Annotated in this window: 19 protein-coding genes and 1 tRNA gene; 10 read left to right on the top strand and 10 right to left on the bottom strand. The window is 65.4% G+C overall.

What is annotated here, in order from left to right; translation table 11 throughout:
- The first annotated feature begins 74 nt into the window (after positions 1-74).
- Complete coding sequence (locus BRSPCE3_RS06720; RefSeq protein WP_244065043.1) at positions 75-890, top strand: polysaccharide deacetylase family protein; 816 nt, start codon at positions 75-77, stop codon at positions 888-890.
- 96 nt (positions 891-986) lie between these two features.
- Positions 987-2,360, top strand: coding sequence for a polysaccharide deacetylase family protein (locus BRSPCE3_RS06715; protein WP_244065042.1), 1,374 nt, complete (start codon positions 987-989; stop codon positions 2,358-2,360).
- A 6-nt stretch (positions 2,361-2,366) separates the two neighbouring features.
- Here the strand turns inward: BRSPCE3_RS06715 and BRSPCE3_RS06710 are convergent, their stop codons facing one another.
- The gene (locus BRSPCE3_RS06710; RefSeq protein WP_244065041.1) at positions 2,367-2,741 is read right to left on the bottom strand and encodes a hypothetical protein; all 375 of its coding nucleotides are present in this window, start codon (positions 2,739-2,741) and stop codon (positions 2,367-2,369) included.
- Positions 2,742-3,286: 545 nt separating this feature from the next.
- On the opposite strand from BRSPCE3_RS06710, the gene BRSPCE3_RS06705 reads away from it, so the two are divergent.
- From BRSPCE3_RS06705 to BRSPCE3_RS06685, 5 genes are read left to right on the top strand one after another with little or no spacing between them, the layout of a single operon-like run.
- Positions 3,287-7,072: a DUF4132 domain-containing protein gene (locus BRSPCE3_RS06705; protein WP_244065040.1), complete on the top strand. Its 3,786-nt coding sequence runs from the start codon at positions 3,287-3,289 to the stop codon at positions 7,070-7,072.
- On the top strand, positions 7,072-8,175 hold the full coding sequence (locus BRSPCE3_RS06700) for an AAA family ATPase (RefSeq protein ID WP_244065039.1): 1,104 nt from the start codon (positions 7,072-7,074) through the stop codon (positions 8,173-8,175). The genes BRSPCE3_RS06705 and BRSPCE3_RS06700 overlap by 1 nt, the downstream gene beginning before the upstream one ends.
- Before the next feature lie 10 nt (positions 8,176-8,185).
- The gene (locus BRSPCE3_RS06695) at positions 8,186-10,603 is read left to right on the top strand and encodes a DUF5682 family protein (RefSeq protein ID WP_244065038.1); all 2,418 of its coding nucleotides are present in this window, start codon (positions 8,186-8,188) and stop codon (positions 10,601-10,603) included.
- Positions 10,582-11,763 carry a VWA domain-containing protein gene (locus BRSPCE3_RS06690; protein WP_244065037.1) on the top strand — a complete coding sequence of 394 codons (1,182 nt, stop codon included), beginning with the start codon at positions 10,582-10,584 and terminating at the stop codon, positions 11,761-11,763. Before BRSPCE3_RS06695 ends, BRSPCE3_RS06690 begins: the two co-directional genes overlap by 22 nt.
- A 12-nt stretch (positions 11,764-11,775) precedes the next feature.
- Entirely contained in the window at positions 11,776-13,851 is a 2,076-nt protein-coding gene (locus tag BRSPCE3_RS06685; protein WP_244065036.1) for an SWIM zinc finger family protein, read from the top strand.
- Between the two features lie 22 nt (positions 13,852-13,873).
- On the opposite strand, the gene BRSPCE3_RS06680 is transcribed toward BRSPCE3_RS06685, so the two are convergent.
- Complete coding sequence (locus BRSPCE3_RS06680; RefSeq protein ID WP_244065035.1) at positions 13,874-14,545, bottom strand: class I SAM-dependent methyltransferase; 672 nt, start codon at positions 14,543-14,545, stop codon at positions 13,874-13,876.
- 607 nt (positions 14,546-15,152) lie between these two features.
- Entirely contained in the window at positions 15,153-15,989 is an 837-nt protein-coding gene (locus BRSPCE3_RS06675) for a nuclear transport factor 2 family protein (protein WP_244065034.1), read from the bottom strand.
- Positions 15,990-16,278: 289 nt separating this feature from the next.
- Here BRSPCE3_RS06675 and BRSPCE3_RS06670 point away from each other — a divergent pair, with 289 nt between their 5' ends.
- Positions 16,279-17,103, top strand: a complete 825-nt coding sequence (locus BRSPCE3_RS06670; protein WP_244065033.1) for a helix-turn-helix transcriptional regulator — start codon at positions 16,279-16,281, stop codon at positions 17,101-17,103.
- A 338-nt stretch (positions 17,104-17,441) separates the two neighbouring features.
- Here BRSPCE3_RS06670 and BRSPCE3_RS06665 read toward each other — a convergent pair.
- Both BRSPCE3_RS06665 and BRSPCE3_RS06660 read right to left on the bottom strand, forming a co-directional pair.
- Positions 17,442-17,526 (bottom strand) — tRNA-Leu (locus BRSPCE3_RS06665).
- A gap of 91 nt (positions 17,527-17,617) precedes the next feature.
- Positions 17,618-17,863 carry a FliM/FliN family flagellar motor switch protein gene (locus BRSPCE3_RS06660; protein ID WP_021080574.1) on the bottom strand — a complete coding sequence of 82 codons (246 nt, stop codon included), beginning with the start codon at positions 17,861-17,863 and terminating at the stop codon, positions 17,618-17,620.
- Positions 17,864-17,923: 60 nt separating this feature from the next.
- On the opposite strand from BRSPCE3_RS06660, the gene lipB reads away from it, so the two are divergent.
- Positions 17,924-18,652: a lipoyl(octanoyl) transferase LipB gene (gene lipB / locus BRSPCE3_RS06655; RefSeq protein ID WP_244065032.1), complete on the top strand. Its 729-nt coding sequence runs from the start codon at positions 17,924-17,926 to the stop codon at positions 18,650-18,652.
- A 3-nt stretch (positions 18,653-18,655) separates the two neighbouring features.
- Here lipB and BRSPCE3_RS06650 read toward each other — a convergent pair whose 3' ends face one another.
- Complete coding sequence (locus BRSPCE3_RS06650) at positions 18,656-19,081, bottom strand: 4-oxalocrotonate tautomerase family protein (RefSeq protein WP_244065031.1); 426 nt, start codon at positions 19,079-19,081, stop codon at positions 18,656-18,658.
- A 115-nt stretch (positions 19,082-19,196) separates the two neighbouring features.
- Here BRSPCE3_RS06650 and BRSPCE3_RS06645 point away from each other — a divergent pair, with 115 nt between their 5' ends.
- The gene (locus BRSPCE3_RS06645) at positions 19,197-20,054 is read left to right on the top strand and encodes a LysR family transcriptional regulator (protein ID WP_244065030.1); all 858 of its coding nucleotides are present in this window, start codon (positions 19,197-19,199) and stop codon (positions 20,052-20,054) included.
- A gap of 20 nt (positions 20,055-20,074) precedes the next feature.
- Here the strand turns inward: BRSPCE3_RS06645 and BRSPCE3_RS06640 are convergent, their stop codons facing one another.
- The 4 genes from BRSPCE3_RS06640 to BRSPCE3_RS06625 all read right to left on the bottom strand — a co-directional run bounded on the left by BRSPCE3_RS06640 (position 20,075) and on the right by BRSPCE3_RS06625 (position 23,152).
- Complete coding sequence (locus BRSPCE3_RS06640) at positions 20,075-20,500, bottom strand: hypothetical protein (protein WP_244065029.1); 426 nt, start codon at positions 20,498-20,500, stop codon at positions 20,075-20,077.
- A gap of 62 nt (positions 20,501-20,562) precedes the next feature.
- Complete coding sequence (locus BRSPCE3_RS06635) at positions 20,563-21,042, bottom strand: hypothetical protein (RefSeq protein ID WP_244065028.1); 480 nt, start codon at positions 21,040-21,042, stop codon at positions 20,563-20,565.
- Positions 21,043-21,053: 11 nt separating this feature from the next.
- The gene (locus tag BRSPCE3_RS06630; protein ID WP_244065027.1) at positions 21,054-22,490 is read right to left on the bottom strand and encodes a TIGR01777 family oxidoreductase; all 1,437 of its coding nucleotides are present in this window, start codon (positions 22,488-22,490) and stop codon (positions 21,054-21,056) included.
- Positions 22,487-23,152: a DUF4166 domain-containing protein gene (locus BRSPCE3_RS06625; RefSeq protein ID WP_244065026.1), complete on the bottom strand. Its 666-nt coding sequence runs from the start codon at positions 23,150-23,152 to the stop codon at positions 22,487-22,489. Before BRSPCE3_RS06625 ends, BRSPCE3_RS06630 begins: the two co-directional genes overlap by 4 nt.
- Between the last annotated feature and the right edge of the window lie 13 nt (positions 23,153-23,165).

The following is a 23,165-nucleotide window of genomic DNA, read 5'->3' as shown; positions in this document are numbered from 1 at the left end:
GCCGGTTTGACAGGAGGGGAAAATCTGGTCTGATTGATGCGGAACGGATTACCTAATCGGTGGGGCCCAGTGCAATGAGAAAGATGTCGAGCGCACCGCGACCGATCCTGAACATTGTCGCGGCGCTGCTCGCGCTCGCACCTTGCGCACTGACCGGCTCGGCACAGGCCGCCGAGTGCGCGCGCAAGGATGCGCTCGGCACCTCACGTGTGCTCGAGGTCGATCCTGCGACCTATCCGCGCGTCGGGCTGAAGAGCTTCCCGCAGACCCTGCCGCTGCGGGATGGCGAGGTGGTGCTGACCTTCGACGACGGGCCGACACCTGGCGTCACCGACAAGGTGCTGACGGCGCTGGCGACCGAATGCGTGCAGGCCACCTTCTTCATGGTCGGCCGCAACGCGGCCGAGCATCCCGACATGGTCCGCAAGATCGCGCGCCTCGGCCACAGCATCGGCTATCACAGCTGGGACCATCCGCATCTCAACAAAATGCCGGCAGATCAGGCCGAGGCGAACATCAATCGGGGGATCGAAGCGGTCCAGACCGCCCTGCGCGGCACCGCAAGCACGGTCCCGAGCACGCCGTTCTTCCGGTTCCCCTATTTCGAGTCGACGCCCAGCCTGCTGGATCGCCTGGAAAAGCGCGGTATCGCGGTGTTCGGAGCCGATTTCTGGGCCAGCGATTGGAACAAGATGACCCCCGAGGAGGAACTCAAGCTGCTCACCGGGCGGCTCGAGGCCCACCGCAAGGGAATTATCCTGCTACATGACCCGCAAATGCGGACCGCCGAGATGTTGCCCGCCTTTTTACGGTACCTGCGTGAGCATAATTATCACGTCGTCCACATCGTCCCGCCGGCGATGAAGACCGTGTCCGACCGGACACATTGAACCCGGGACCAAAGCTGGATTACAGACCGTTAAGGCGGCATTCATGGGGCCGTACCTAAGGATTCGTCAGTGCGTTTGGAATGCGGCCGAGATTCAATGATTGCAAACGTCCTGGTGATGATCCGGAAGCGGTCGCGGACCGCGATCGGCGCGGCGCTCCTGGGCTGCGGCGTGATGACGCCGCACACCGCCCTCGCCGCCGCGGACTGTCCCAACCCCAACGCACTCGGCACCTCGCGGACCCTGGTGGTCGATCCCATGGAGCATCCGCGGATCGGCACCATGCAGTATCCGGAGACCTTGCCGCTCGCCGACCATGAGGTGGTGCTGACCTTCGACGACGGGCCGCTGCCGAAATACAGCAACCAGGTGCTGGCCACCCTCGCCAGCCAGTGCGTCAAGGCGACCTTCTTCACCATCGGCTCACAGGCCCGCTTCAATCCGGAGGGCGTGCGCAAGCTGATCGCGGCCGGACACACCGTCGGCACGCACAGCCAGAACCATCCGCTGACGATGAACAAGATGCCGCTCGAGCGGGTGAAGCAGGAAGTCGACGACGGCATCGCCTCGACGCTCGCAGCCCTCAACGGCGACCGGAGCAAGCTGGCACCGTTCTTCCGGATCCCCGGCCTGATGCGCGCCGAGATCCCCGAGGCCTATCTGGCATCGCAGGGCATCCAGGTCTGGAGCGCCGACTTCCCGGCCGACGACTGGCGCCACATCTCGCCGCAGCGGGTCTACGACCTCGCGATCCAGCGCATCGAGGCCAAGCGCAAGGGCATCCTGCTGCTGCACGACATCCAGCCGCGCACCGTCGCGGCGCTGCCGCGCATCCTCAACACGCTGAGGGAGCGCGGCTATCGCATCGTGCACGTCGTCCCCGCGACCGCAGATCGCCCGGCGACGCCGACCGAGCCGCAGCAATGGTTCATGCGTCCGCCGACCGAGACGGTGGCGATCACGCGCTGGCCGAAAATTCCGAACTTCGTGTTCACCGCGACGCGGACGCTGCCGGCCCCGGTGTTTGCCGACCTGGATTGGCGCGACGCCGACATTCTCGACCACGCGCAGCGGGCGCGCGTCGCGGCGCCCGTCCGCACGCTGTGGCCGCAGCCGCAACTCACCCAGCTCGCGGCCGTCTCGACCCTGCCGATCCCGGCGGCCGACGTGTTTCGCGTTCCCGAGGCGCTGGACCTGACCTTGCTCGCAGCCCGCTCGGCCGCCAGTCGCCGCCTTGCACAGCGCGCCGTTGTTCCGGCCGCCGGCGCACCGCGCGCGCAGGCGATCTCCGCGCGCCAGGCCAGGCATCCGCGGCAGGCCGCGCATCAGCCGCCCGTTTCGGGTCACGGCAGAGTCCACGCGGCACCCATGCGGGTCGCGCCGCCGGCCGCGAACAATGCTTCAGTCCACGTCGCCAGGCGCACCCCGCGCGCCGAAGCCTCGGCGGCCAGCAAGCGCGTGCCGGATTGATGTGACCTAGCTGGCCACGATCTTGGCGACGCAGAGCAGGATCACCAGCGCCAGAAAGAAAATGTCGATATAGGATTTGATCTCGCCGGAATGCCTGAGCTCGGTGACATCGGCGACGATCTGCTTGCGCGAGGCCGCCGCATTGGGCCCCTCGCCGGCCGCTGCGGCCAACCGCCGCGTCTCGCCCTCCAGGCGCTCGATGCGCTGGAAGAAATAGAATGAGCGCAGACCCGAGAGGGCATGCATCGTCGCATAGATCAGCACCAGGATCGCGACCGTCGCGCGCTGCTGGTATTTCTCCAGAAGGTTGAGCGTGAAATAGACCAGCCCCAGGAACACGAAGTTGGAGACGACACGATAGACGTAGCTGGCAAAGATCATCAGGCGCTCCGGGTGGGGCAGGCTTGCGGCCGCGCGATCGGGAGAGGCATTGGCTTCCGGCTGACAGCGCCGAACCGGCAAGGCCATGCCTCCGCGACACTACGCGGGTCGTGTTACAGGACCGCAGCCCCGATCGCGAAATCGTCCGTCGCTGGGAGCCTGCGGAAGATGACTGCAACTTCAACGGCTTGCCGAGATGATTGCGCGCCGATGCGGCGGCTCGCCCCTATAGGCGTTTTCCAACCCGAGCGCCAGCAGCGGCAAAGGCCGCATCATCCAGACAGCGCAAAGCCTGTCGAGAGCGTTGCGACGATCCTAAGAACGCAGATCAGAATTGAGCCATGATCTTTAGACGATACTGCGGAATCAGATGCTACTCGGAACCAGCCCCGCCGCGTGTTGATCAAGTTGCGTGCTCGTTCGTGCAGTCGTGATCTACGGACGCTACAATGCCCGGATGAATCCTGTCGAATTGCAAGAGATGCTCGCGTCAACGCCGATGCTGTCGGCGGTGACAGGCCCCCCGCTCGATCCAGATTTCAGGCATGTTTGATTTTCTCAAATCGGTGATCGGCATCGGCAAGCCGGCCCTTCCCGCTACCGCAGCCGACAAGGCGACCGTCACCGACATCGTGACCGACCTGCAGCGGCTCGAGACCATCAGCCCCGACCTCGCGCAGCGCACCATTGCCTATGTTCTGACCGGCGAAGGGGGCTCCGTGCTGCTGCAGCTCGAGCAACAGTCGAATGCGGTGCAGACCGCCCTCGCCCAGTACGCGCCCTATAACGCTCCGGCGGCAGCTCAGGCCGTGGTGAACAAGGCGCTCGCGGCCAGCACCAATCTGTTCAAGCGGCAGCACGGACCCGAGGCGACCTGGATCCGCCGCTACCTCGAGGTCCTGATCGTGCCACAAAAGGGTTCGCGCTGGGGATTGTACGCCCATCCGGGACCGAGCCCGCTGTGGCTCCGCGGCTTTCTCGCCCGCGGCGCGATCGGCCCGAATCCGGATCAGAAGCAGCCGACTGATCTCAACGCGGTGCTGAACTGGCGCGACGCGGAAGACAACGCCGTCGTCATCGCGCTGGACCTGCTGGTGCTGGAGAAGATCAACCAGCATGCTTTGCGTAACCACGATATCGCGACAAGGTTCGACTTCAAGAACGGCCTTGTTGCGGACCGGCAGGCCGTCACCGCGGCATATGCCAAATACGACCGCCCGTCGCAGGCCATCGTGATCCATATCCTGAAGCAGTTCGACCTGGTCAGGGACGCGTATTTCGACTTCATCTACCAGCAGTATCTTCTGTCGACCAGCAAGGCGGTCCGCGAGGCGGCGCAGAATGCCCTGCTCGCCTCGCCTCCCGAGACCCTCGCCGCCAGCGTCACGCAAACTCTCGCCGAGGGCAACCCGACGGCGCGCGCGCAGGCCGCGCAGATTCTGCCGCTGGTCATCGGCGAACAGGCGCGCCCGCTGCTCGAAGCACATCTTGCCAAGGAAACCTCCAAGACGGTCCGCAAGATCATCGAGCTTGGACTGGGATCATCCGTCGTTCGCGACGACGCGGCCGCGATCCCGCGCACATTGAGTGGCGACGGCGCCGAGGGCTACCTCGCCGCCGATGGCAGCGAAGTGCTTGCACCGCCGCTCGCCGCGACACCGGGGCCGACGCCACTGCCCGATAGCGTCAAGGCCGGATATCAGGGTCTTCTCGACAAGGCGCACGCCCGCTGGCTGAAGAACTACGAAGACCAGAAGGCGCGCCACGACAAGGCCACTGCCGAACAGCGGAAGAACTGGAAGGCACCCGTGCCGCCCCAGCCGATCGATCCGACCGTCGTCGACAGGTATTGTGCGCTGCTCGCCGCGAGCAGCCCGATCGACGAAGCCGCAGCCGCCAAAATCGGCAACTTCTCTCCCTTCGCGCCCTACGGCAGCGATGCCGCGGCCGAACCGCCGTTCAACAATCCGGAGCTCACGCTGTGGCACCTTTGCCGCGCCCGCGCGCTGCTCGCCGGCGCGACAAGGAATCACGGCTGGCTGCTGTCGAATTTGATGAATGGCCATGGAGCGATCCACGGTGCCATTCACGCGCGGCTGACCAATGGCCTCGATCTGCGGACCCTGGCAACCCTGATGCAGCCTGGTCTGGAAGCGAAGACACTTGCCGTCCAGGCGCTGAACGCCGGCATCTCCGAGGACCTGCCGGCGCAGGCGATCTGGCCCTATCTCGCAGCTCATTTCGACGTGCTCGACCAGGCGCTCGGCCAGGTAGCCGCGACGGATTTTCGCGAACCGCCGATCCTGAATGCACTCGGCCTGCTTCGCCTGTTCCCGAAATTGCCGGCGCGCTACTTCAACACAGTGCTGACCCACGCGCTGTCGTCGAAGAAATCGCTCAACAAGCCGGCACGCGCATTGCTGCTCGAGATCGACGGAATCGAGCAACGTCTGGTGCCGTTCCTTTCCGACAGCAAACAGGACGTGCGCTCCGGTGTCGCCGAGATGCTGGGTGCGATCGGCGCCGAGAGCGCCATCGAACCGCTCAAGACATCGCTCGGCAAGGAGAAGTCCGAGCTGGTGCGGGCTGCCGCGCTTGGCGCCCTGCGCCGGCTCAAGGTCGACATCTCCAGCTACGTCTCGCCGGAGATCCTGATCAAGGAAGCAACCGCCGGCCTGAAGGGCAAGAAGGTCAAGGATATCGGCTGGTTTCCACTCGACAGCCTCCCGGCGTTGAACTGGGCGAACGGCACCGCGGTCCCGCCCGAGGTGCCGCGCTGGTGGATCGCCCTCGCCGGCAAGCTCACCCAGCCCGGCGGCAACACGCTGTTCTCGCTCTGGCTCGATGAGCTGACGCCTGAGAGTGCCGAGGCACTCGGGCGTCACATCCTCGGCAGCTTCCTGCGCTACGACGCGACGCACTGCTCGGAGGACGAAGCCAACGCCTACGCCAAGGCCGGCGCCCAGGCGCGCTACGATACCTATCAGGGCTACGCCAAGCGCTGGAACAACGAGTTCTACCGCTCCTATACCTATGAGAAGGCGTTTGCCGATCTGCGCGCCGAGCGGCTCTCGATCTATCTCAACAACGCCCACGCCGACCGCGGCATCCTCGGACTCGCGGCACGTGCGGAAGGCACCTTCGCGGTCCAGATCGTCCGCACCTACATGCGCGATCACTATACCCGGGTCGCGCAGGTCAAGGCGCTCACGGAATATCTGAGCGGCAACACGTCGTCGGCCGCATTGCAGATGTTGCTGTCGATCGCCCGCCGCCATCGCACCAATTCGGTCCAGGTGCTGGCGCAGTCCCTGGTCGAACGCATCGCCGACGAGCGCGGCTGGACCACCGACGAGCTGGCCGACCGCACCATCCCGACCGCGGGCCTCGACGAGCGCGGTCTTCTCGATCTCGAGATCGGCACCCGCGTCTACCAGGCCAAGCTCGATGCGGAAGACGTGCTCACGCTCTACAATCCCGACGGCAAGGTGGTGAAGAACCTGCCTCAGATCAGCGAAGGCCCCGACAAGGAGAGCGCTTCCGAGGCCAAGAAGGCGCTCTCGAATGCCAAGAAGGAACTGAAGCAGGTCCACGAATTCCAGGCCAAGCGGCTCTACGAGGCGCTCTGTGTCGGCCGGCGCTGGCAGCTTGCCGAATGGCGACGCTTCCTGCTCGAGCATCCGATCGTCGGGCGGCTGGTGCAACGCCTGATCTGGCTCGGCCTCGACCCGCAAGGCGACGTCGTCGCATCGTTCCGGCCGCTCGAGGACCTTTCCTTGACCGACAGCGCCGACAACGCCGTCGATCCGGAATCCTTGATCGGCGTCCAGCTCGCGCATCGCTCGCTGCTATCCGCCGAACAGAGCGAGGCCTGGAAGCAGCATCTCGCCGACTACAAGGTCGCGCCGTTGTTCAACCAGCTGGACCGCCCGGTAATGGCGAGCGCGACCGGCAATTCGATCGACGACCGCAACGGCCACATCATCGAGGCGTTCAAGCTGCGCAGCGCCGCGCAGAAGCTCGGCTATGAGCGCGCGCAGGCCGAGGATGGCGGCTGGTTCACGCAATACATCAAGCCGTTCGGCGGCATCGGAATCAATGCGGTGATCGAGTTCACGGGATCGCCGCTGCCCGAGGAAAATCGTGCCGTGGCGCTGCTGGCAGCCAAGTTCGTGCGGGCCCGCAAGGGCGGCCGATCGGGCTATGGTGCGCAGATCGCACTCAACGAAGTACCGCCGGTGCTGCTGAGCGAGGTCTGGAACGACCTGCATCAGATCGCGAGCGCCGGCAGCGGATATGCCGAGGACTGGTGCAACAGGACGGCCTGGTAATGGAACAGAAGAACGCACTGCAACTGCGCCCCAGCGCGGAAGCCCGCTTCGCCGACGAGCTCGCGGCATTGAAGGCCGCCGATCAGGGCAGACGGCCGCCGGGCTGGGCGCTCTCCGCGCGCGCGGTCCGCAGCTTCATCCTCGGCGACGCCAAGCTCTCGGTCCGGCGCAAGTTCTATGGCGACGATGCGCTGGTTGAGCGTGCGCTGGTCGCATTGATGAGCGAGCAAGGCCTGATGCTGGTGGGCGAACCCGGCACCGCCAAATCGATGCTGTCGGAATTGCTGGCCGCCGCGATCAGCGGCTCCTCGATGCTGGTGGTGCAGGGATCGACCGGCGTCACCGAGGATCATGTCCGCTATGGCTGGAACTATGCGCTGCTGATCGCCGAGGGCCCGACGCCGCGCGCGCTGGTCCCCTCCCCGGTGATGGAAGCGATGCGGCTCGGCCGCGTCGTCCGGATCGAGGAGCTGACCCGATGCCCGCCCGAGATTCAGGACGTGCTGATCTCGGTGCTGTCGGAAAAGATGATGACAGTGCCGGAGCTCGGCGAGAGCGCGAGCGTCTACGCAGCGCCCGGCTTTTCGGTGATCGGCACCGCCAACCTGCGCGACCGCGGCGTGCACGAGATGTCGAGCGCGCTCAAGCGCCGCTTCAATTTCGAGACTGTGCTGCCGCTGACCGATCCGGCGCTGGAGATCGAACTGATCCGCCAGGAAGTCGGCAAGCGGCTCGGCCAGGCCGACATCTCCGTGAACTTCCCGGACGAGGTCACCGACCTTCTCGTCACCACCTTCCAGGATCTGCGCCGCGGTCAAACCAAAGACAACGTGCCGCTGTCGAAGCCGTCGGCCGTGATGTCGACGGCGGAGGCCGTCAACATCGCCCATGCCGCCGCGCTGGAAGCGGCGTTTCTCGGCACCGGCGACGTCGGCGGCGCCCATATCGGCCGGCAATTGCATGGCGTCATCGTCAAGGACAATGTGGACGACGTGAAGAAGGTGCGCGCCTATGTCGATCACATCGTCAAGGAGCGCGCCCGCCGCAGCAAGGTGTGGTCGGATTTTCTCGGCGCGGTGAAGGCGATGAAGGACGAGGGCTGAGGCTCGCGGCATGAACGCACTCGATCCGGCCGCGACCGCTCTCCGGCTGTTTGACGCCGAACGCGGCCTTTACTTCTTTCCGATCCGCCATCACTCGCCGGCCTGCGCACTGCATCTGCGGGGAGCACTGCGCGCGATCCGGCCGGCTGCCGTGCTGATCGAGGGGCCGGTTGATTTCGAGCCCTTGATCGGCGAGATGCTCGCGCCGGGCGTTGTGCCGCCGGTTGCCATGGTGGCGCTGCCTGATAACGCGGAGAAAGGCCGCGGCGGCACGACCTATTATCCGATCTGCCGCCATTCGCCCGAATTCGTCGCTATCCAGCAGGCGACCGAGCTCGGCGCCACCGTCCGCTTCATCGATCTGCCGTCGCGCCACGCCGCGATGCTGTCCGACCGCCGCGACCGGCCGGACCAGCCGTTGCTGCCGATGCGCGAGACGATGTTCGATCGCGGCGCCTATGTCGAGGCGATGTGCGCGCGGACCGGGTTTCGCGACGGACTCGGACTGTGGGACGGACTGTTCGAGGCGCGCGCCCGCGGCACCGACTGGCGCGGCTTCTTTGCCGGCGTCGGCGCCTATTGCGCCGCGCTGCGTGCCGCATCGGACCCGGATGAGTTGCGCACCGACGGAACGCTGGTGCGGGAAGCGATGATGCGCGCCTGCATTCAGGAGGCGATCGCAGCGCGCGCCGGCCCGATCGTCATCGTCACCGGCGGCTTTCATACGCCGGCATTGATCGATGCCGCATTGGAGACGTCGCGACCTGCCGGCGCGGCGGCGCGCTCCAATGCCTGGCTGGTCCGTTACGACTTCCGCGCGCTCGATCGCTTGAACGGCTACGGCGCCGGCCTGCCGTTGCCCGGCTTCTACGAGCGGGTCTGGGAGCGCCTGACCGGAGCGGATGACGATGCCAAGAGCTCGCTGACCGAGGAGATCCTGGTCGGCTTTCGCGCGCACCTGATCGAACACGAACCGGCGCTGGCGTTCGCGTTTCCGACCTTGCGCGCCATGATCGAGACTGCGACCCGGCTCGCCGAGCTGCGCGGCCTGTCCGAGCCGGGTCGAACCGAGCTGTTCGACGCCCTGCAATCGTCCGCGATCAAGGAGGAGATCGAGGTCGGCGCCCATCCGCTGCTCGCCGCCTTCCGGACGTTCCTCCAGGGTGACCGGCTCGGCGACCTGCCACCCGGCAGCCGGCTGCCGCCGCTGGTCGAACGTGCGCGCGTGGAAGCACGGAGTCTTGGCCTTTCGCTCGAAGACGCCGTGCCCAAGACGCGCGAGCTCGACATCTACCGCAAGCCGCGCCACGGCCAGACCAGCCGGTTCCTGCACGCGATGCGGCTGGTCGCAGCGCCCTTCGCCGAGCGCGTCAAGGGCCCCGACAGGGTACACGGGTTTCGCGCCGATATGCTGATGGAGACCTGGACCTACTCCTGGTCGCCCGCCGTCGAGGCCGCGCTGATCGAGCGCGCGGCCGACGGCGAAACCGTGAGAGACGCAGCCGCGACGATCCTGATCCGGCGCCTCGCCGACCTCGAGACCGAAGGCCAGTGCAACAACGCCGAGGCGGCGTTCAACCTCCTGGCCATCGCCTTCGATGCCGGGATCGGCAGCGCGGCCGAGGCGCTGGTCGCGGCCGTCAGCGTCGCAGTCGGCGCGGACACCCATCTGCTGCGCCTCGCCAACGCGCTGGTGATCGGCCAGGCCCTCGACAGCCGCGCCAGGGGGATGCAGTCCGACGCTGCTATCAGCGCATTCGCCGCCCTGCTCCCTGCCCTGCTCGACCGGCTGGCCCGCCGCATCGCCGAGCTGCTGCCTGACCTCGCCGCAGTCAACGCCGACAATGCCGGCGAAGCGGTCGCCAGTCTGGCGGCGCTGACGGAGGCGATGGCCGATCCGGATCCACCATTTCCGACGCAGCCGCTCCGCGATGCCGTGCAGCATCTGATGTCGGCACAGCTCGATCCGCAGCTGAACGGCGCGGTCATCGCGGTTGCCGCGGTGATCGGCCTGATCGACGAGGCCGAGGCCGGGCGACGTCTGTCGGCGGCGCTGGCGGGCGCATTCGCGCGCCCTGGCGAAGCGATCCGCACGCTGTCCGGCGTGATGGCGCTGGCACCGCAGCTGTTCGTCAATGACAGCAGCGTCATCACGGCGATCGACAATCTGTTCGGCGCCGTCGACGATCCGGGATTCCTCGCGCTGCTGCCGCAGCTGCGCATGGCATTTGCCGAATTGAGCCCGCAGGAGACCGATCGGGTGGCCGCCATCGTCGCCGCCGCACATGGCGCCGGCGACCACGACCTCGCTTTGTTGCGACAGGCCCCTAGCACCCACGTGCTGGCGGACCATCTGGCGCTCAGCGAAAGGCTGCGCAATCAATGGCGCGAGGACGGCCTCGCAGCATGGCTGGAGCCCGCGCCATGACGCCGCCGAACGACAAGCCGACGCAATTGTCCGCCGAGCAGACCCGCCGGCTGCTGCGCTGGCGCATGGCGCTCGGTCGCTATGCGGATAATCGGCTCGGCAGCTCCGGCCTCAGCGCGGAGGATCGCCGTCGCGATCAGCTGCTGGAGCGGATCTATGCGGAGCGCGGGCGCCAGCGCGGCCTGCGTCTCGGCAGCGGCCGCAAGGGCTCGCTCGATCCAAGCCAGATCACGATCCCCGACTGGCTCACCGACAGCCGCCGGCTGTTTCCAGCGTCGGTGTTCGAAACCATCCAGGGCCATGCGCTGAACGATCTCGGCCTCGCCGGCCTGTTCGCCGATCCGGCCGCGCTGGAGAAGCTGCAGCCCAATCTCGACCTGATGAAAGTGCTGCTCGCCTTCAAGGGCAAGGCCGACCGAAACCTGGTCGAGGCGATCCGCCGCGTCGTCGATGCCGTGGTTGAGGACCTCAAGCGCAAATTGAAGGCCGAGCTGGAGCGCGCCCTGTCGGGCCGCCGCGACCGCTTCCGCCGCGGCAAGCTGCGCTCGGCAGCCAATCTCGATCTGCGCCGTACCATCCGGGACAATCTCAGGCACTTCGACCCCGAGCGTAAGGCCATCATCGCCGAGCGGCTGCATTTCGTCTCGCGCCAGAAGCGGCGCATGCCGTGGACGATCATCCTGTGCGTCGACCAGAGCGGCTCGATGTTGAACTCGCTGATCCACGCCACCGTGATGGCCTCGATCCTCGCAGGCCTGCCCGCCGTCGAGGTTCGCTTCGTCGCCTTCGATACCTCGATCGTCGACATGTCCGACAAGCTCGCCGATCCGGTCGACCTGTTGCTGTCGGTGCAGCTCGGCGGCGGTACCGACATCGCGCGCGCGATGACCTATTGCGAAACCCTCGTCGCCAATCCGAGCCGCACCGTGATCGCGCTGATCAGCGATTTCGAGGAAGGCGGCTCGCTGTCCGAGCTGCTGCGCTGCGTCCGCCGCCTCACTGAGGCCCGCGTCAAGCTGATCGGCCTCGCCGCGCTCGATACCGACGGCGCTGCCGTGTTCGATCGTTCCACCGCCGAGAAGCTGGTGGGCCTCGGCATGCACGTCGCGGCGATGACGCCCGACCGCTTCGCCGAATGGCTCGTTGGCGTCATGGATTAACGGCCGACGATCATGTCCGACCTCATCCCACTCTATGCCCAGATCGAGGACACCACGCTGGAGGCGATGGCGTCCAAGGGCATCGTTCGCCGCGGCCGTGCCGATGCGGCCAATGTGCAATTTGAGGCGATCGGTGCCGATGAAATCGTCGGCAAGGTCGAGGGCGCCACGGTTCGGCTCGACGACAAGGGGCTCGCCAAGGCGCGCTGCAGCTGTCCGGCTGCGACGATCTGCCGGCACAAGATCGCGGTGGTCTTCGCGCTGCGGACGCAGGCCGGAGAGCCACCGGCTACTCCTGCCGTCGAGATCGATTGGCCGGCGCGGCTTGCGGCGTTTGATCGCAAGGTGTTGCAAGGCGCCGTCGGCAAGACCGGCCTGCGCGAGGCGATCCGGCTGCTGGCGCTGGCCGAGACCACGACCATCGAACCCGGACAGCTCTCGCTGCGGGTGATGCTCAAGTCGAATGCGGAGGAGATCGAGGTCGCGATCCCGGCCGAGGGTGATTTCAACGCCGTGGTGTCCGGCCTGCCGGAGCGCCGCCGCCCTGCCGGCCACGCCGCCGCGATCCTCGCGGCACGCCGCCATTTCGGCCACGACGCCATCGAGCTCGACGAGCCGGAGCCCGCTACCGACCAGAAAGGGTTCGTACCGGACGGCCCCCTGCTCGCCGTCATGCGCGACACGCTCTGCCGTGCCTATGCGCAAGGGTTTGCGGTCCCCTCACGCGCGCTTGAGGAGCGGCTGATGCTGCTTGCGGTGTCGAGCCGTGCCGAGGCGATGCCGAGGCTTTCGACGAGCCTGCGGCGCATCGCCGAAGGATTGGAGCAGCGCCGCCTACGCAATGTGAATCATGATGCGGCGGAGCTGTTGCGCGAGATCGCCTTCAGCCACGCCTTGCTCCATGCGCTGTCGCAGACCAATGACGATGCGCGCCTGCGCCGGCTGGCCGGAACGGTGCGCGCCGAATATGAGCCGATCGGCGACATCAACCTGATCGGCCTTGGCGCGACCATATTCGAGACCATCGCCGGCGCGGTCGGCGTCACTGGCCATTTCGTCGAACCGGCAACCGGACGGCGCTTCACCACCACGCTCGCCCGGGGAACGACGCACGATACGCGCTTCGACCCGCGCGATGCGTATCGCAACCAGGCGATCTGGGGCCAGACGCTGGCGCGGCTGGCGTCGGCGAGCTTCCGCCTGTCCGGCGCACAGGCGTCGTCAACCGGCCGGCTCTCGCTGTCGCAGACGAGCCGCGCCGAAGCGATCCAGCCGTTCAAGCCGGACCGCGAGTCGGTTGCGGCGTGGACGGTGGATCACAATGCGCCGCTCGCCGATCTCGTCCATTTGTCCTGGCCGATGTTGGCCGGCCATCTCTCGCGCTGCTTCGCGCCGTCGCTCGATTCGCCTGCGGTCGCGGCGCAGCCGGTGGTGCTGCTGCCGAGCCGGATCGCGCCCGTGGCGTTCGACGATTTGACGCAGCGGCTACGCTGGCCGCTGATGGATGCAAGCGGCGCCTGGCTGTCGCTCACGCTCGATCACGATGACGAAGGACGCGGCCTCGGCGCGCGCCGCATCGCGGCGCTCGAGGCCGCGCTCGGCGACGCCGGCAACAAGCGGCCGTTTGCGATTGTCGCGATGGCCCGGCCCGAGGCCGGCAGGATGGTGCTTGAGCCGATGGCGCTGTGGGGCGAGACGCAGTCGTCGCTGGATTTCCCCGAGCGAAGCCCGGCGCAGGCTGGCGATGTGGTGTCGCGCATCATGGCCGGCCTGCGCCGCACGGTCGCCCAGTTTGCGCCACCGCCGCCCGCCGACATCACCATGCGCCAGACCTCGCAACTGCTAGGGAACGGCGTCGATGCCTTGATTGGATTCGCCGAATCCGGGCTACACGCGTCCGCCCGCGAGCGCCTGCTGGTTCCGCTGGCGAAGACCTATCAGCTGGCGTCGCTCGATCCGCTCGCCCAGTTGCTGTCGCGGACGACCGCCACAAGCCACAACAACGACACTGCGTCGGCTGCGCTCGCCGCCGCCCAGGGGCTGTTCACGATGCAGAGCTTCACCAGCCGGCTTCAGGTCTGGAGCTGATCCGCGCGACGAGCATCGCCGCTCAATTCATCCAGGTCACGGTGTAAGTGAGGGGGAGACCGACCAGCCGCATCGACCTGATCTGATAATTGGTGACGCCCGCCGTCTGCAGCACGGATTCCAGCTCGCTGCGCGACAGCAGGTTCATGTAGTCGCCCGCCGCCCAGCCCTTGCCGATGAATTCCAGGCAGCGATCGAACTGCGGCTTGGACAGCATGAGATGAAGCAGCGGCAGACGCGTGTGCACCTCGATCGGGAACAGGCGGTTCGGCGTCGTCAGATAGCCGCGCTTCGACACCCGCCGCATCTCGCGGACGAATTGAATCTGCCGCTCGCGGCTGCCGACATGTTCGATCACGGCGTTCGAATAGCCGATGTCGAAGCTGGCGTCGGCAAACTGCAGATCGCAGCCGTCGCCATTGACGACCTTGATCTGCGGATGGTTGCGGCTGAAGTGCTCCATCTTCTCGGGCGTGAGGGCCGTGATGCGTTCCGGATGGGGATAGTGCTTGGCCAGATAATTGTCGGTCGACCAGTAATCGGTATCGGTGACGCCGATGTCGATGATGGTATCGGTGCTGCGCGGTTGCAGCAGATCGATGAATTCCTGATATTTCCTGGCCCGGTTGCGACCGGACACCTTCGATGCCAGCGACTCGATCAGATCGGTTGCCGGATTGGTCACGAGGTCCATAAGCGATCTCCCTTCGAGTGTGTGAGCAGCGACGTCGCGCGCGCAGCATGGCCGCGGAGGCGCGTCAGTTTCTTATTGGTCGCGCCGTCCGTTATCGGACGGCAAACCTGAAACGGTGCTCTCGAGCACATCAGGGAGTAGCACCGGCAATCCAGCTACAGTGGCGGTTCGACGAACCCGCCTGGGGCTTCGCACCGACCGGCAATCAGTTAAATCAAATTCGAACGGCGCGCCGCATTTACATCGCGATAACCCTAACGCGACGGCGCGATTAACCCTGAGCCTCGGGGCCAGCCGATCCCGCGCACGCTGCATGTGTTGCTGGTGCCGCACCCACCGCGGGCTCGATGGCGGCCGTTGGCCCCGGGGCGCGATCCAGCCGCCCGCAGCGCAGAGCGGCGATAGGCCTGCTTAACCGCCTGCCACGAGGGGACCACCACATCGCGGCAGGGAATAAGCAGGCGCAGTCAATTGCAGGAAGGCAATCGAAATCCAGCCTTGCTTTCCGGCCTCATCAGCTCATTCGAGGTTGCGTTGGACACGAGCCTCGAACCAACCGACGAGATGCACCGGCGATGATTGATGTCAGAGTGTTCCTCTGAGATGGCTATTCGGATTTTTCCAGGGAAGAGAGTTCGGAAAGCCAGAGCGCACGTTGCATCACCGTCGGATCGAAGCAAACTTTCGAGTCGTAGACTCGAGAGTCTTCGGAGACCTTGAAGCGGTCGATTCCGAAGAATTCGACAGGCTTGCCGCCAACCGTGCCGTATGCTCTGAACTCGAGGAATGTGAGCTCGCCTTCCGCGAGATAGTCGATCACTTCGAGCTTGATATCGGGCATCGACGCGATCACGCGGTCAATCTGCTTCTGGTAGAAAACGCTGCCCTTCCCGATGCCGTCGGGTCCTGGCCAGTTGGCTAAAATGTCGTCAGTGATCGCCGACTTGGTCAAGCTTCGGTCCGGGGCCTGCCAGAACTCTTTGTAGACTTGGGCGAAGTTGGAACCAAGGCCCGGCCTGGCTACGCTCAACTTGATACCTGCTTGGGCGCAGAATTCCGCCGTGTCGAAGTACCCGACTTCCTTGACGAGCAGGCCGTCGCGAAACGTGCATACGAATGCCGCCGGGATATCCAGCTTATTCCCGACTTTGGTTCCGAGCCCAAGGAAGTCACCGGCGAGGGTCCCGCCCCAGCTGCCCCAAACGACGGCTGAGTCGCCCCCGTAACTCGCGCCGACGAACTCACCGTGGTAGTCCGGCACGGCCGTGAACAAGGCGCCGAAGAATTTACGCAGTTCGGCATGACCTTTTACGACCGGGCCGAATCCGATGCTTTGGTAGGTGCCGTCCTCGGCGTACATCGCAACGGTCGCATCGAGGTCATGCGCTTCCTTCGCGGCGGCATATTGCTTTACGAGCGCTTCAAGATCTTTTCGGTTCGTCAACACGGTCTCCCCCCTTGGATTTGGTTGCTGTGCAATCGCCGAGATCCGGGCCACCTGCCCGCGTTTCTGCAGCGCTCCACGTGTGATCCAGAGGACCGTCGCATCCGAAGTCGCGCGGTGTCGATTACTTCGCTGGTCAATGCTTGAAATTTAAGGCTCGGATTTCCGCTTGATCCGTCAGCAGTCCCGCGTGTCGGCGAAAGAGATCTTTGGAGCATGACACGATGCGGATAAGCATTTACCTCGCAGGTAAATGACACCACGCGACACGCCGCGTACGGTTCGGCTCATGTGGTACCAAGGTGGTCGCAAATCCTCAGGAGAACTTCTGCGCGTCTGGAGAGACCGCCGGCATCTCAGCCAGCTCGAGCTTGCGAATCGCGCAGAGATATCAACTCGACACCTGTGTTTCGTCGAAACAGGGCGGGCGGCTCCGAGCCGGAATATGGTGCTCAAACTTGCCAGGGTGCTCGACCTGCCGATCCAGGTGCGCAACGAGTTGCTGCTGTGCGCGGGATTTGCTCCGATTAGCGAGACGAGGTCACTCGATGCTCCGGAAATGGAACGCATCGCGGTCGCCCTGCGCCAGATTCTGCGGGCTCATGAACCGTATCCCGCGTTCGTCATCGATCGGAGATACGACATCGTGGCGGCCAATCGCAGTGTCGGAGTGCTGCTGTCGGATGTAGTCTCGCACCTGCTGGAGCCGAAACTCAATGTGGTGCGCGTCTGCCTGCACCCGGACGGGCTTGCGCCGACACTTCGAAATTACAATGTGGTGCGGTCGCGATTGCTAAATCGGCTGCGCTTCGATGTGGAACGTTACGGCAGCGCGAGTTCTGCAGAATTGCTGGAGGAGGTGGAGAGTTATCCGCGCCCCGTCCTCGCGGAAAGCGGATTCGACGCTGCTATCGAGATTGCCACGTCGTTACGGTTGTCGACAAGATTCGGCGAGCTCGCGTTCCTGATGATTCTCGCGACGTTCAATACGGCCAGCGACGCAACGCCGGATGAATTATCCATCGAATCCTTCTTTCCTGCAGACGCCAACACCGCCGAAATCATGCGTGGATACGCGGTCGATGACGGTCCTCGGCTCGCTTTCATGTCTTGAAGTGCCGGGTCCGGATCACACCGTTGGCCCTCTTGCTCGCACTCGGGGCGACGGCGCTGTGATCCAATCCGCGGTTTCGAGGAATCCAGCAGAGTTGACGTAAGACGGGGAAGCAGCCTGTTCAAACGGGATTGGAGCGCGGTCGCGCAAGCGAATCGGGAAAGCTCGGGGTCAGCGGCATGGGGGATCGTCACGTTTGATCAGAATCAGCCCCTCAACGACATATTGCCGGTCGCAGGCGCGAACAAGGTACCGACACCGCGCTGGAACGCAGTGGTGCCATTCCCGGCTAACATCCGGAAAAAAGCCCAGTCATTTCAATGGAAAATGTGGGATTATGGTGCGCTCGGAGGGACTCGAACCCCCACGGTGTTACCCACTGCCACCTCAAGGCAGCGCGTCTACCAATTCCGCCACGAGCGCTGGGATGCCGGATGGAACCCTGAGGCGCCGCCGCATCGACGGGGCCATGTAACAAATCATCGATGCAGGGACAAGGCGATTAATGCAGGAATTAACTGCGAACGCCGGGAGATTTCGGCAGCATTTGCTTGACCTCGACCGCAATCCGGTTGCGGTCGACCAGGACCACGCCGCTGGCCACCGGCAGGTTGTTGGCGAGGATCTTGACCTCGTCGGCCTCGGTGGCATCCAGTTCGATGATGGCGCCGCGGGACAGCCGCATGACCTGGTGAATCGGCATGGTGGTGGTACCGAGGACCACCATGAGATCGACGCTGACTTTATCGAGCGTGGGCACTTCTGAACCGCCGAACGGGAACTAAATTGTGGGTTCACCTGACCACGTTAGGGTTAGCTAATGGTTAATGACCGCCAAAGCCTCGATCTAACGACCTTTGCGCGCCCCTCGGGCGGCGAAGCGGTCGAATGGCGGATTGCTGACCGTCCGGTGCCCTACCCTGATTCCCTCACCGCGATGGACACGAGGGTGGCGGCGATCGCCGACGGATCAGCGCCTGAGCTGGTCTGGCTGCTGGAGCACCCGCCACTTTATACCTCCGGCACCAGCGGCAAGGCCGGTGATCTGCTCGCCCCGAGCTTTCCGACCTTCCAGAGCGGCCGCGGCGGCCAGGTCACCTATCACGGCCCGGGCCAGCGCGTGGCCTATGTGATGCTCGACCTCAAGCGGCGCCGACCCGATGTGCGCGCCTATGTCGCCTCGCTGGAAGAATGGATCATCCGAACGCTGGCCGCTTTCAACGTCCGCGGCGAACGCCGCGAGGACCGCGTCGGGGTCTGGGTGAAACGCCCGGACAAGGGGCACGGCCACGAGGACAAGATCGCCGCAATCGGCGTACGGCTGCGCCGCTGGGTCTCGTTCCACGGCATCGCGATCAATGTCGAGCCCGACCTCTCCCACTTCCAGGCGATCGTGCCCTGCGGCGTGGTTGATCCCCGCTACGGCGTCACCTCGCTGGTCGATCTCGGACTGCCGGTCACGATGGCCGATGTCGACATCGCGCTCCGGCAGGCCTTTTCCGAGGTGTTCGGCGACACCGCGGCGCGCCTGCCGGAGGCGGCCGGCTAGAACTCACGCCGCCTTCTGCGGCGCGACCTCGAGCTTGCCGGCGATGTAGCGGCGCTCCTGGGTGAGGCCACCGAAGCCGTAGGCATCGCCCTTCACCTCGTCGACATGGGCGTAGCTCTCGGTGTGCAGCGGCCCGAGCAGCTCGCCCATCCGCTTGAACAGCGCGGCGAGATAGGCCGCCTTCTCGTCCTTGGTGTTGGTGCCCTCGGTGACATGGATGTCGAGCCAGTAGCTCGCGAGCCCCTGTTCGGCGAGCGACTTGCCGCCTGCGAACCAGTCGGCGGCATCGGTCGACTTCACGATGATCGCGGTGACCTTGGGATCCTTGTGCAGGATCCCAGCCGTCAGATCCGACACGGCGGCGGCGATGTCTGACTTCAGTAACGGCCTTTCGCGGGACGTTGCGTAGGTGACGGTGATGAGCGGCATGATCGGTCTCCTTGAATTGGGTTGGCGCGGATCAATCGCGCCTCATCTAGCTAGACCTTTGCGCACCATCTTGATATCTTATCTATGTATATAGCAATGATAACGATCATTGATCATGACAGCGACCCTCGATATCGACACCGTGCAGGCCTTCCTCCTCGTCGCCGAGCTGCAGGGCTTTACCCGCGCCGCCGAGGCGCTCGGCACCACGCAGGCCGCGATCAGCATGAAGTTGCAGCGGTTAGAGACCCTGCTCGGCAAGCGGCTGGTCGAGCGCTCGCCGCGCGCGGTGCGGCTCACCGCCGACGGCGCGGCGTTCCTGCATCACGCCCGTGCGCTGATCGAGGTGCATGATCGCGCTCTGTCCGGCGAGAAGCCGGCGCGGCAGCAGCTCACGCTCGGGATCAGCGATCATGCCGCAGGCCCCGAGTTGGTGCCGCTGCTGGAACGGCTGCATGCGATGGCCTCGCAGCTTGCACTATCCGTGACGATCGGCTTCTCGCGCGCGATGCTCGATGCCTATGATGCCGGCGAGCTCGACGCCGTGATCGTGCGCCAGGAAGGCAGCCGGCGCGGCGGCGAGAAGCTGGCCGAAGACGAATTCGGCTGGTTCGCCGCCAAGCGCTTCGTCTGGCCGCGCGGCGATGCGCTGCCGCTGGCGACGCTGGCACCACCCTGCGGCGTGCGGGCGCTGGCCGTGCGCGCGCTGGACAAGGCCGGCATCGCCTGGAGCGAAAGCTTCGTCGGCGGCGGCGTCACCGCGGTGGTATCAGCCGCGCTTGCGGGCCTAGCCGCAGCGCCCCTCGTCCGCCGCATCGCGCCGCCGGGCCTGATCGACATCGGTCCCGCGTACAAGCTGCCGCGGCTCGGCGCGTCAAAGGTGATGCTGTACTCCAAGGTCAGCGATCCCGCCAAGCTGGCGGCGTTGCGGACACTCGCGGCGACGTTCCGGAGCGTGGCATCCGCCGTGTAATGCGAGACGACCCCGTGGCATTACGGCGAATGCTCGTTCGCCTCCAGCTCCTGCGCGACGAACCAATAGGTCAGGCCCGCAATAAATCCCGCCACGACGAACAGGCCAACAACTCCGGAGGTCCACACCACCGGAGACCGCAGCAGCACCGTGATGCTCAACGCACCGATCGCAGCGCCGGCGCCGGCGAAGAATCCGGCCGATCGGATTTCGAACTCCTCGCTCAGCCAGATCACGATCGCCGCCGGGATGGCGGTCAGCAGACAAGTGATGATGAACACCACGGCCGAGGGAATCAGGAGCACCACAATGCCGTAGAGGAGCCGGGCGACGTCGCCGCGCGAAGCGAACATCAGCCAGGTCTGCCCGATGGCTGCAATCACCGCCGTCGCGGCGCCGCAGCCCGCAAGCCAGGCTCCGAATGCACGGGAACAGCTACTGGACATCCGCTCCTCCTCACCAGATCCCCTCGAACGCGCCGCGCGAGGTCTCATGCAGGCACACCGGATCACACCGGGTGCACGGCTGCGAGCTGCTTTCCGGCGACAAGCCAATAGGTCAGGCCCGCCGCGAGCCCGGCCGCGACACATAGACCGCCGAAACCCGACGTCCACACGGTAGCGAGTTGGCCGAACAGGCCGCCGCGCCCCGGTATTGTCACCGCGAGAAACCGATCGAGCACACCTATGCACACGGCTCCGATTGCGGCGCCGGCGCAGCCGAAGAACACGGCCGAACGGATCTGGTATTTTCTACTCAGCCAGATGACGAAGGCCGAAGGAATCGCGGTGAATACGCAAACGTGGATGAAGTCGATCAATGCGAGAAGCAAAATGATGGGACTGTCTCCGAGAGGCAGCGTCGAGTTCGGATCGCGGCTCATCTCGACCGCTATGACCATGATTCCAAAAGCGCTCATGACCACAGTTGCAGCGGCGCACGCGGCCAGCCATCCGACCAGTGCACGGGAACAGGTGCCGCTCGACATCGCGCCTTCCTCTACAAGATCGCCTCGAAGGCGCTGCGCAGGGTCTCGTGCCGGAACACGAAGCCATTGCTCAGCGCCTTGTTCGGCAGCACGCGCTGGCCGCCGAGCAGCAGCTCGTTGGCGAAGTCGCCGCCCACCGTGCGCAGCAGCGCGGCAGGCACGCGGAAGATCGCGGGCCGATGCAGGCGCCGTCCCAGCTCCTCGGTGAACTTGGTGTTGGTGACCGGAATCGGCGCGGTCGCATTGATCGGACCGGACAGCTCGGGCTTGGCGATCACATGCGCGATCAGGCGCACCAGATCGTCGCGCTCGATCCACGACATCCATTGCTTGCCGGAGCCGAGCGGTCCGCCGAGCCCGAATTCGAACGGCGTCAGCATCCGCGTGATGAAGCCGCCATCGGTGCCGACCACAAGACCGATCCGCAAGTAAGCCACGCGCACGCCGTGATCGGCGGCCGGCTTCGCCGCATTCTCCCAGGCCTCGCACAGTTCATGGCTGAAGCAGGCATGGGATTTCGCCGACTCCGTCAGCACCTGGTCCTGCCACAACCCGTACCAGCCGATCGCGGAGCCGCTCACCAGCACCGACGGCTTGCGTTCGAGCCGCGCGATCAGCCTGACCACCTCCGCCGTCATGTCGATACGCGAGGCGATGATCCTGCGGCGCTTGGCCTCGGTCCACAGACCATTGCCGATCGGCTCGCCCGCGAGATTGACGATGGCGTCGATCCGACAGTCCGCGGGCAACTGGTCGAGGCTCGTGATCAGCGTCACCGGCGGCGGCAACATGTCGGCCTTCGCCGGATTGCGGATCAGCGCAATCACCTGATGGCCTGACGCGGCGAGGCTCGTGACGAGACGGCTACCGATGAAGCCGGTCGCACCGGTGACCAGCACGGTCTGCCGCGCCGGCAATCTCTCAACCAGGGTTGCGGGCGGCACGCTCGACATCCGTCCGAGGCGTCTCGCCGCGGCAAAATCCCGCGCGCCGAACAGCGCGGCACCGAAGGCCGCCGCCGTCGCGAACAAACTAAGCAGGCCCGCTGAAGCCGGCACGACGGCGGTCGGCAGCATCGCCCAGCCGATCAGCACCGGCACCAGCAGCACCAGGATGGCGCCGTAATTGATCGCCAGCAGCGTATGGTTGATCCGTTCGCTCGGCGGCAGCTTGCGGCTCAGGTCCTCCTCGACGAAATCCATCAGCGTGATGACGATTTCGACGACCAGCACGGCCATGATGGCGATCGCCAGAATGCCGTGCACCTCGAGCCACCCGAGCACCAGGAACAGCAGCGCATAGAGCACGTTCCGCACGCTGTGCAGTTGCAGCTCATGGCGCTGCGAGGGACGCCAGGCGAGCCGCTCGGTGAATTCGTGGTGATAGAAGGTGTCGAATGCGCCCATCGCGATCTGGATGGCGACCAAGGTCCACAGCAGCGGCGTCATGACGAGGCCTCCCTGAACACGGCGGACTGACGGATCAGCCGGCCAAAACGCGGGTGGATGATTTCCAGCGTGAAGCGGAAGTCGCCGCAGCCGAGATCGGAATGGGTCACGGTGAGATCGCCCGGCGTGAGCCAATCGGGCAGCCGCAGACGAAACGGGCCGAGCTGCAACGAATAGCCGACGCTGCGAAACACCAGCGCTTCGTGCTCGACCGCGATCCGCAGCGCCATGCTGACGCCGAAGCCGACATATTCCTCGAGCCCGGTCGACCCGGCGAAACGCTTGGCGGAATGAATCACCTGCGGGAAGCCGTCGCGGCGCGCGCAGATCCGGGTCCAGATCTGACCGCCGCTGGCCGCGTCCTCGGTGACCGTGACGATCATCGGCACGCCGGTCTCGGTGCCGGTCGGAAGCGGTCCGCCGATCAGCCGCGCGGCCTGTGCCAGCCACCAGCCGGCGCGGCTGCTGAAGGCCTCCTCGACCTCACCGACATAGACGACGGTGTTGCCGTCCTCGAACCGCTTCGAGAAACGGCGCCAGATCGCAACCGGCAGGCGGCCCCAATCCTCATCCGTCAGCAGTGTGCGGAAGCGGTGATCGTCGAGCAGTTTGGTATCGGAAGCCGGCGCTGTCTTTAAGGTGGATATCCTTGCTGACGCCATCGCACACTCCCGT

Source organism: Bradyrhizobium sp. Ce-3 (genome assembly GCF_022835695.1).
GTDB lineage: Bacteria > Pseudomonadota > Alphaproteobacteria > Rhizobiales > Xanthobacteraceae > Bradyrhizobium.
This window is presented reverse-complemented; position numbering and strand designations above follow the sequence as displayed.

What these genes read in the sequence shown, in the direction of transcription:
- BRSPCE3_RS06720 (WP_244065043.1), top strand. Translation starts at nt 75, where the DNA reads ATGAGAAAGATGTCGAGCGCACCGCGACCGATCCTGAACATTGTCGCG.
- BRSPCE3_RS06715 (WP_244065042.1), top strand. Translation starts at nt 987, where the DNA reads ATGATTGCAAACGTCCTGGTGATGATCCGGAAGCGGTCGCGGACCGCG.
- BRSPCE3_RS06710 (WP_244065041.1), bottom strand. Translation starts at nt 2,741, where the DNA reads ATGATCTTTGCCAGCTACGTCTATCGTGTCGTCTCCAACTTCGTGTTC.
- BRSPCE3_RS06705 (WP_244065040.1), top strand. Translation starts at nt 3,287, where the DNA reads ATGTTTGATTTTCTCAAATCGGTGATCGGCATCGGCAAGCCGGCCCTT.
- BRSPCE3_RS06700 (WP_244065039.1), top strand. Translation starts at nt 7,072, where the DNA reads ATGGAACAGAAGAACGCACTGCAACTGCGCCCCAGCGCGGAAGCCCGC.
- BRSPCE3_RS06695 (WP_244065038.1), top strand. Translation starts at nt 8,186, where the DNA reads ATGAACGCACTCGATCCGGCCGCGACCGCTCTCCGGCTGTTTGACGCC.
- BRSPCE3_RS06690 (WP_244065037.1), top strand. Translation starts at nt 10,582, where the DNA reads ATGGCTGGAGCCCGCGCCATGACGCCGCCGAACGACAAGCCGACGCAA.
- BRSPCE3_RS06685 (WP_244065036.1), top strand. Translation starts at nt 11,776, where the DNA reads ATGTCCGACCTCATCCCACTCTATGCCCAGATCGAGGACACCACGCTG.
- BRSPCE3_RS06680 (WP_244065035.1), bottom strand. Translation starts at nt 14,545, where the DNA reads ATGGACCTCGTGACCAATCCGGCAACCGATCTGATCGAGTCGCTGGCA.
- BRSPCE3_RS06670 (WP_244065033.1), top strand. Translation starts at nt 16,279, where the DNA reads ATGTGGTACCAAGGTGGTCGCAAATCCTCAGGAGAACTTCTGCGCGTC.
- lipB (WP_244065032.1), top strand. Translation starts at nt 17,924, where the DNA reads ATGGTTAATGACCGCCAAAGCCTCGATCTAACGACCTTTGCGCGCCCC.
- BRSPCE3_RS06650 (WP_244065031.1), bottom strand. Translation starts at nt 19,081, where the DNA reads ATGCCGCTCATCACCGTCACCTACGCAACGTCCCGCGAAAGGCCGTTA.
- BRSPCE3_RS06645 (WP_244065030.1), top strand. Translation starts at nt 19,197, where the DNA reads ATGACAGCGACCCTCGATATCGACACCGTGCAGGCCTTCCTCCTCGTC.
- BRSPCE3_RS06640 (WP_244065029.1), bottom strand. Translation starts at nt 20,500, where the DNA reads ATGTCCAGTAGCTGTTCCCGTGCATTCGGAGCCTGGCTTGCGGGCTGC.
- BRSPCE3_RS06635 (WP_244065028.1), bottom strand. Translation starts at nt 21,042, where the DNA reads ATGTCGAGCGGCACCTGTTCCCGTGCACTGGTCGGATGGCTGGCCGCG.
- BRSPCE3_RS06630 (WP_244065027.1), bottom strand. Translation starts at nt 22,490, where the DNA reads ATGACGCCGCTGCTGTGGACCTTGGTCGCCATCCAGATCGCGATGGGC.
- BRSPCE3_RS06625 (WP_244065026.1), bottom strand. Translation starts at nt 23,152, where the DNA reads ATGGCGTCAGCAAGGATATCCACCTTAAAGACAGCGCCGGCTTCCGAT.